Origin of the sequence: Parabacteroides sp. PM6-13 (assembly GCF_029892605.1) — a bacterium.
Taxonomy (GTDB): Bacteria; Bacteroidota; Bacteroidia; order Bacteroidales; family Tannerellaceae; genus QVMG01.
On record NZ_JARXWF010000004.1, the window covers coordinates 269,108 to 278,116 of the forward strand.

The window sequence follows — 9,009 nt, forward strand, 5'->3', positions numbered from 1 at the left end:
AAAAAAAGATGAAAAAGATTATGAGTCTCCTGCTGGTAGCAGGATTGGTTTTTACGTTTAGCGCATGTAACAGTAAAAAGAATCAGAGTGCGCAGGAAGATTTAAAAGATGCCAAGGAATCCGTTGAGCGCGCGGCAAAGAAAACAGCAGACAATGTAAAAGATAGCTGGGACGACACCAAAGAAGCGGCGAAAGAAGCTGCCGGGAAAGATACGAAAGAGATCCAGAGTGAGCTCAAGGATGCAGCCGACAAGGTGTCTGACAAAGCGAAAGATGTGGCAAGTGATGTCAAAGACGCCACGCAGGATGTAGCGAAAGAGGCTAAAAAGGCAGCGGAAGAGGTAGCCGATAAGGCCAAACAAGCAGCGGAAGATGCGAAGAAGCAAGCCAATAAAGAGATTGACAAACTGCAGGACAAGCTGAAATAATAGGACAATAATATAGAGGCACCGAGCCACAGAGGCTTTTATTCTCAAAGAATAAAAAAACTCCGTGTCTCGGTGCCTCTTTGATTAAATCATCTAACTACCGACGAATGTATTGGGCAATCCAATCGCCCACCTCGCTTGTCGCATAGGCTTTTGCGCCGGAGGCAATGTCTTCGGTGACGATACCCGCCTCCATGGAGGCGGCAACGGCTTCACGAATCAGCTGCCCCTCTTCCATCAGGTTGAACGCATATTCGAACATCAACGCCCCACTCAGGATCGTAGCCAATGGATTGGCAATGTTTTTACCGGCTGCCTGCGGGTAGGAACCGTGGATCGGCTCGAACACGGAGGTATGGATACCGACGGAAGCCGACGGAAGCATACCCAGTGAACCGGTGATCACCGAAGCCTCATCGGTTAGGATATCGCCAAACATATTCTCCGTCACCATCACATCGAAGCTTTTCGGCCATTGAATCAGGCGCATGGCGGCATTATCAACAAACATATATTCGGTTTCCACATCGGGGTACTCCGGTTCGATCTCTTGTGCTACCTGCCGCCATAGGCGCGACGTTGCCAGGATATTCGCCTTGTCGACCACCGTTAGTTTCTTCCTCCGCTTGCGGGCATACTCAAAAGAGAGACGCACGATGCGCTCGATCTCCTCGCGTGTATAGACACAGGTGTCGTAGGCGGTGTTGCCATCTTCGCTGCGTCCCTGCGGACGACCGAAATAGAGTCCGCCGGTCAATTCGCGGATACACATAAAGTCGGCTCCGTCGACCAGATCTGCACGAAGCGGAGACTTATGCACCAACGAAGGGAAAGTCGTTACCGGACGGATATTGGCATACAATCCCAACTGCTTACGCATCGCCAACAGACCCTGTTCGGGACGTACTTTGGCCGATGGGTCGTTATCATATTTGGGAGCACCGATGGCTCCGAAGTAGACCGCATCGCTTTGCATACAAAGGGCATGGGTCTCGTCCGGATAGGGATTGCCTGTCGCGTCGATGGCAGCGGCTCCGACCAAGGCTTCTTTATAGGTCAATTCATGGCCATACTTCTCACATACGGCCTTCACTGCCTTCATGCCTTGCTCAATAATCTCAGGCCCGATGCCATCACCGGGCAATAATGCTATATTTATTTTCATTTTATGTTAGGTCGTTAGCGTTGATAATGCACATACTTGGGCTCCATCGGCGTGTAGGAGTCGTCATCCCATAAGGTACTCGTCAGCATCAGGTCGGCACTGTACCGGTTACAGGCGATGGGAACATTATGCACACGGCACTGGCGGAGCAACATCTGAATGTCGGCTTCGTGAGGTTGCGGGTTCAGGTCGTCGATCAGGAAGATAGCCAGGTCGATCTCTTTGCGCACCACCATAGCCGCAATCTCCGCGTCACCACCCAATGGCCCGGAGTGCATCCGTGTCATTTCTATATTGATACCTTTCTCTTGGAAAGCATCATACACAAGTCCTCCGGTAGTTCCGGTACACACCAGGTGCTGATGCGCCAGGAAATCGGCATTATGTATTGCCCACTCTACCATATCTACTTTCCGTTTGTCATGCGCTACGAGCGCGATTTTTAATTGTTTCATTACAAATATCTCCTACTTTTGGTTAGTTCTCTATCTTATTCAGCATCTTCAGCGTGGCTTTGATGGCTGATTCTGTTTGGTCGACATCCAGGCCACGGGTTTTGAAGTCTACGCCGGCATAGTTCCAACTGATGATGGTCAATACGAACGCATCCGTTCGCCCACCCGGCGGAATCGATACCGAATAGTTGGTCAACATCGGGAACGGACGACCCAGGTCAGTATATATCTTACGTACTGCACGCACAAAGGCGTCGTATTGCCCGTCACCCGAAGAGGATTCCTCGTAGGCTTCGCCGTTGATCTCCATTTTGACCGTCGCTACGGGACGCAGACCTTGCGCCAAAGATAGAGAATAATTCAGTATCCGTATCTTTTCATCCTCCATAGTTGGCTGATTCAACACATCGCTAACAATATAGGGCAGATCGTCTTGCGTCACCATCTCCTTTTTGTCGCCCAACGCAATGATGCGTTCGGTCACTTTGCGCATAGATTCGTCGTCCATATCCATGCCCAGCGCTTCCAGGTTCTTGCGGATATTGGCCTTGCCGGAGGTCTTTCCTAAGGCATATTCGCGCACGCGTCCAAAACGTTCCGGCAGGAGATCGTTGTAATAAAGGTTGTTCTTATTATCGCCATCGGCATGTATCCCGGCACATTGCGTAAAGACAAACTCCCCGATAATCGGTTTGTTGGGAGCGATATGCACACCGGCATAGGTCTCTACCAGGCGACTCACCTTATTGATCTTCTCTTCCCGGATGGTGGTCTCTTCGCCCAACTGATCCTTGATCACCGCGATCACACTGCTCAATGGAGCATTCCCGGCGCGTTCTCCCAAACCGTTTACGGTGGTATGAATACCTTTTATGCCGGCTCGCACCGCGCCATAGACATTGCCCGTCGCCAGATCATAGTCGTTATGAGCATGGTAGTCAAAACGTAGTTCCGGGTAATGGTTCACCATCTTATGACAATAATCATAGGTGTCTTCCGGATTCAGAATGCCCAGTGTATCAGGTAGCATAAACCGTTTGACCGGAAGATCTTTCAATCCGTCGAGAAGCTGAAACACATACTCGGGAGAATGCTTCATTCCGTTCGACCAGTCTTCCAGGTAGATATTCACACTGATCTTCTTTTGCGTGGCGATCTCGATCACCCGGCGGATATCCGCGATGTGTTCCTCCGGCGTACGGTGTAATTGCTCCGTAACATGTTTGTACGATCCTTTACACAACAGGTTGACCACTCGGCATCCGGCTCTTTCAATCCAGTTGAGCGATTGGTCACCATCGACAAAACCAAGCACCTCCAACTTATCCAAATGTCCCGTACGGGCAGCCCACTGGGCAACCCGCTTAACTCCTTCGAATTCCCCATCGGAAACCCGCGCGGAGGCGATCTCAATCCGGTTCACACCCAATTCACTTAATAGCATCTGCGCGATGCTAAGCTTCTCATGCGCTGCAAAAGAGACACCCGTTGTCTGTTCCCCATCCCGAAGGGTTGTATCCATTATTTCTATCATACTACTTTCGTGTTATCTGTGTGCGGACTCGTAGGCTTCTATTTTCGATTTGTTTGCCAATAGATAGTCGATATCGTCCAGACCGTTCACTAAGCAATCTTTTTTGTAGGGATTGATGTCGAAGTGTTCGCTCTTTCCCGTTGCATTATTCAGGATGGTCTGGTTAGGCAGGTCGACCGTGAGAGTTGCCTCGGGATTCTTTTCCGCCGAAGCAAATAACTCCGACAGGAATTCCGGGGAAACAACGACGGGAAGTACCCCATTGTTCATCGCATTGTTCTTGAATATATCGGCAAAGAAGCTGCTCACCACTACGCGAAACCCATACCCGGCAATCGCCCAGGCTGCATGTTCGCGGCTGCTCCCGCTTCCGAAATTCTTTCCGGCCACCAATATACTTCCATGATAAACTCCCTGATTGAGGACAAAATCCGGATTCGGATTCCCCTCTTTATCATATCGCCAGTCGCGAAACAGATTATCACCAAAGCCCTCTTTCGTCGTTGCTTTCAGGAAACGTGCCGGTATGATCTGATCGGTATCCACATTCTCTAATGGTAGCGGCACAAAGGTGGATGTGATTGTATTGATTTTCTCTTTCATTGTTTTTTCAATTGCTTTACGCTTTGCTAAGCGATTTCCGCTTCGCTTCAATTCTTCATTCTTTATTATTCACTCTTCATTTCCCTCGGATCCGTAATCACCCCCGTCACAGCCGCCGCAGCCGCCACCAGTGGTCCGGCCAGTATGGTGCGTGCACCCGGTCCCTGACGTCCTTCGAAGTTGCGGTTGGAGGTTGATACGGCATATTTACCTGCCGGGATTTTATCTTCATTCATCGCCAGACAAGCAGAGCAACCCGGTTGGCGCAATTCAAATCCGGCCTCTTCCAAGACTTTGTCAATTCCTTCCGCGCGGATCTGCTTTTCAACCAGCCAGCTTCCCGGCACTAACCAAGCCGTCACATGAGCAGCTTTCTTTTTCCCTTTCACCAACGAGGCAAAGGCCCTAAAGTCTTCGATACGGCCATTCGTGCAGCTTCCCAGGAATACATAATCGATCTGTTTGCCCAATACCGGCTCACCGGCGGTGAAGCCCATATAATCCAACGACTTCTGATAGGAGATACGTCCGGCTTCATCCACGCTTTCCAACGCCGGGATATTTTCGCGAATGCCCATGCCCATGCCCGGGTTCGTACCGTAGGTGATCATCGGTTCGATATCTTCCGCCTGGAAAACAATCTCTTTATCGAACGTAGCTCCCGGATCGCTATATAATTGACGCCATTCGGCCACCTTCTTTTCCCATGCCTCGCCACGAGGAGCAAATTCACGGTCTCGCAAATAGTCAAACGTCGTCTGGTCGGGAGCAATCATTCCCCCGCGGGCGCCCATCTCGATCGAGAGATTACAGATGGTCAACCGCTCTTCCATACTGGCGTTGCGGATCACCTCTCCGGCATATTCTACAAAATAGCCCGTTGCCCCTCCGGTAGTCATCCGGCTGATGATATACAAGGCAACATCCTTAGCCGTAACACCCGGGCGCAGTTTTCCGTCAACGGTGATACGCATCGTTTTCGGTTTGCGCTGCATAATGCATTGGGTAGCCAATGTCATTTCCACCTCACTTGTGCCGATCCCGAAGGCAATCGCCCCCATGGCACCATGGGTCGAGGTGTGTGAGTCACCACATACCATGGTCATGCCCGGCTGAGTCAGTCCGGTTTCCGGTCCGACCACATGGATAATACCGTTTTTCGGATGCAACAGTCCGTAGTAGGCCAATCCGAAATCGGCCGCGTTCTTTTCCAGCGTATCGACCTGGTTCTTAGAAACAGGATCCTCGATGGGACGATCCTGATTGAGGGTCGGAATATTATGATCCGGTATACAGGTGATCTGTGCCGGACGGAACGCCTTCAGTCCCCGCTCGCGCAATCCGGCAAAGGCTTGCGGACTGGTCACCTCATGGCAATACAAACGATCGATATACAACTGGATCGTGCCGTCTGCCAACGTATCCACCACATGTTTGTCCCAGATTTTTTCGAATAATGTTTTCATATTTATTAAATTATCACCTCTCCCCCCCGCCCCCCCTCTCCACAAGAGAGGGGGAGGAAGAATAGTTGCGTGTTATTTTTGTATAATCATTTTTATTTATCTCTATAATAGATTACCGATCACACCCCTCTCTTGTGGAGAGGGGCCGGGGGAGAGGTGTTACACAATAAATTTATTGATCGCATCCACAAACGCCTCTACCGAAGCGGCGATGATATCGGTATTGGCCGAGAATCCGTAATAGATACTCCCGTTGTATTCCACCTGCATATGCACTTTTCCGGTGTCGTCGCTTCCTTTCGAAATGGCCTGGATCAGGAATTCCTGAATGGTCATATCGCTGTTGCTGATCGCCTTCTTCACCGCTTTGATACCGGCATCTACCGGTCCATTTCCGGCAGCGGCTTCACAGCGGCGCACACCTGCCATATTCAGGCATACACTCGCCATCGATTGCAGGCCGATACCGCTGGTCACCTGCAGGTGTTCCAGTTTGATGCGGTGCATCTCGGTGCGGTCTTTTCCGACCAGCATCAATACATCGTCGTCGTTGATATCCTTCTTCCGGTCGGCCAGTTTCAGAAATTCCTGGTATACCTTATCCAATTTTTCCTGATCCATCTCGACACCAAGCATAGAGAGACGGTGTTTCAAGGCTGCCCGTCCGCTACGTGCCGTCAGTACAATCGCGTTATCGTCGATGCCGATATCCTTCGGATCCATGATTTCATAGCTTTCCCGGTTCTTCAACACCCCGTCCTGGTGGATACCCGACGAGTGGGCAAAGGCATTGCGCCCGACTACCGCTTTATTGGGTTGCACCGGCATATTCATCAGGCTGGAAACCATCCGGCTGATACCGTATATCTTGGTGGTATTGATATTCGTCATGATCTCTCTCTCCTTATGGCTCTTGAAGATCATAGCGATCTCTTCCAACGAGGTGTTTCCGGCACGTTCGCCGATTCCGTTCATCGTCACCTCCACCTGACGGGCACCGTTCAATACCCCCTGCACGGTGTTGGCCGTAGCCATGCCCAGGTCATTGTGGCAATGGGTGGAAAGGATCGCCTGATGCACATTCGGTACATGTTCCATCAGGTATTTGATTTTCGCCCCGTATTCATCCGGCAGACAATAGCCTGTCGTGTCGGGGATATTCACCACTGTCGCTCCCGCTTTGATCACTGCCTCGACTACGCGCGCCAGATATTCATTATCCGTACGTCCGGCATCCTCGCAATAGAACTCCACGTCCTCGACATACTTCTTGGCGTATTTCGTAGCGGCAATCGCCCGTTCGATAATCTCTTCCCGGTTCGAATTAAACTTATACAGGATATGCGGATCCGAGGTGCCGATGCCCGTATGGATACGTCCCTTCTTGGCGAACTTCAAGGCTTCGGCGGCTGCGTCGATATCTTTCTCCACCGCGCGGGTCAGGGCACATATCGTGGGCCAGGTCACCGCCTTCGAAATCTCTACCACACTATTGAAGTCGCCGGGACTCGAAACCGGGAACCCCGCTTCGATCACATCCACTCCAAGCCCTTCCAGTGCCTTGGCTACCTGGATTTTCTCTACTGTGTTCAATTGACACCCGGGGACCTGCTCCCCATCACGCAATGTTGTGTCGAAAATAAATAATTTGTCCATATTATGTCTATTTACCAATTTATCAAATTGTCAAAAACGCCCGAGAATTTTTCCGAAAACGTAGGGGTATTTAAAATTAGTCCCGCGAGTAACACTTTTTAACGTATCATATTGTAAAGCAAAATGGCCTTTTTGCTTACACTTTGCTTTTTCTCATCAGACCAAAACCAGCGCTGTTTTTCCCCTTTTTTCATTCCTTTCATTCCTCTCTCCTGAGGGCAGGTAAAATCTCCTTAAAAGAAAAAAGCCTCTCTCACCCGGAAGTGAGAAAGGCTTATTTATTTTATTATGCTTAAACTAAACACACAACATCCTCACTTCCTATCCTGCGGCCAGAGTAGAATAATAATGGAAATGTTAATAATGTTGTTTGCAAAGTTACGCATGTCTTCTCTATGTTTTAACGCTGCAAATATACAGGCTTTTTCGGAAACACAAATAAAAAAGAAGTTTTTTTCGCTATTTTTTTGAAAAAATGTAAGCAAAAAGGGCTTTTTACTTTATAAATAGCCATTTTACCTGTTTTTGTTCCGTCTGACGAGATAAAGGTGGGTGGATATTCAAATGGGAGGGAATGGAAAGGAGAAAGGAGAAGGGAGAAAGGGGTGTCTTCAGATATGGTAAAAATTGAAGGTGGGGGATCGCGCTGCCAGCGCGAGATTATGCATAACCGTATGCAAGCGTAGCGCAGCTTACGGTATAGCGACTACCTGTCAATCAAGCGCCGTAGGTGCGAGATCTGGCATAATCCCGCCCCATGCGGGGCTTTTATATAGAGGATTCACTACCGTAAGCTGCGCTACGCTTGCATACGGTTATGCATAATCTCACGCCTGCGGCGTGCTTCCCCGCAATCTTCACATCTTCTCCCTCCCTTTCTCCTTTCTCCCTTCTCCTTTCTCCTTCAAACATTACACTACTTGAATGCAAATACGCATTCAAATGAAACTTACATTAGAAAACAAGGCCGACACCTAATGAAATTGAGTGCCTATTGTTATGAGACGTATATGAATCAACAACAGATGCTACCGAGGAATATGAGTTTATTTCATATCGAACAGATTGTAGGTGATAACCCAGCAAAACACAAATAGCAAAATGTTGACGCAATGGGAACTTATAACCCAACCCAGGATTAAATAAGAATCCGGCATTTGAGATACTACTCCCAATCCCATAACCAATCTTTGTGAAAATAAAAGGTTTTTCTGATGAGCGTAGTGGGGAGTAAACAATTTTTGTAAAGACTGGAAAAATAGTATATGCAGGATCATACAATTTTTCAACACCAACTCCTATCCCGGCAGATAAACGCTTATTAATGTCATACATACCAGTCAGACTGAGATCAAAACCACTTAGTCCTGATTTTATATGCCAGAGATCTCCTTTTTCAGATACGCCTTGTAAATAACTCCAATCCAAACCGAAATGCAGTTTATTTTGTGCATTTGTGGATACTGTTTGTAACAATATCAGAAAAACAACACTAATTCTTACTATCGCTTTCATTTAATAACAATTTTAATTTTACACCACATCATATTTTCAACAAATAAAGACACACATATCACAAACAAACCAACTATAATTATATAAAAAAGCACTACTAACCGACTAAAATTTTGAGTAAAGGGGCTTCCTCCTTTCGGATTCGCCCCTAATGTCGTAGATTTGTTGTACCACCAATAAATAAACG

9 protein-coding genes are annotated in these 9,009 nt (G+C 48.5%); 1 reads left to right on the forward strand and 8 read right to left on the reverse strand.

The features are described from left to right. Positions 1-8 precede the first annotated feature (8 nt). Entirely contained in the window at positions 9-428 is a 420-nt protein-coding gene (locus tag M2134_RS06070; protein ID WP_280751063.1) for a hypothetical protein, read from the forward strand. Between the two features lie 97 nt (positions 429-525). On the opposite strand, the gene leuB is transcribed toward M2134_RS06070, so the two are convergent. The 8 genes from leuB to M2134_RS06110 all read right to left on the reverse strand — a co-directional run. Then, positions 526-1,593 (reverse strand): 3-isopropylmalate dehydrogenase, encoded by a 1,068-nt coding sequence (leuB, locus tag M2134_RS06075; protein WP_280751064.1) that lies wholly within the window; start codon positions 1,591-1,593, stop codon positions 526-528. 14 nt (positions 1,594-1,607) lie between these two features. After that, positions 1,608-2,048 (reverse strand): methylglyoxal synthase, encoded by a 441-nt coding sequence (locus tag M2134_RS06080; protein ID WP_280751065.1) that lies wholly within the window; start codon positions 2,046-2,048, stop codon positions 1,608-1,610. 22 nt (positions 2,049-2,070) lie between these two features. Continuing rightward, a complete protein-coding gene (locus M2134_RS06085; RefSeq protein ID WP_280751066.1) occupies positions 2,071-3,582 on the reverse strand; it encodes an alpha-isopropylmalate synthase regulatory domain-containing protein in 1,512 nt (503 codons plus the stop codon). 12 nt (positions 3,583-3,594) lie between these two features. Beyond that, entirely contained in the window at positions 3,595-4,185 is a 591-nt protein-coding gene (gene leuD / locus M2134_RS06090) for a 3-isopropylmalate dehydratase small subunit (protein WP_280751067.1), read from the reverse strand. Positions 4,186-4,250: 65 nt separating this feature from the next. After that, entirely contained in the window at positions 4,251-5,651 is a 1,401-nt protein-coding gene (leuC, locus tag M2134_RS06095; protein WP_280751068.1) for a 3-isopropylmalate dehydratase large subunit, read from the reverse strand. A 159-nt stretch (positions 5,652-5,810) separates the two neighbouring features. Further along, entirely contained in the window at positions 5,811-7,307 is a 1,497-nt protein-coding gene (locus tag M2134_RS06100; protein ID WP_280751069.1) for a 2-isopropylmalate synthase, read from the reverse strand. Positions 7,308-8,261: 954 nt separating this feature from the next. Beyond that, positions 8,262-8,822, reverse strand: coding sequence for a hypothetical protein (locus tag M2134_RS06105; RefSeq protein WP_280751070.1), 561 nt, complete (start codon positions 8,820-8,822; stop codon positions 8,262-8,264). Beyond that, a partial coding sequence (locus tag M2134_RS06110; protein ID WP_280751071.1) for a hypothetical protein occupies positions 8,819-9,009 on the reverse strand: 191 nt, incomplete at its 5' end. The genes M2134_RS06110 and M2134_RS06105, both read right to left, overlap by 4 nt.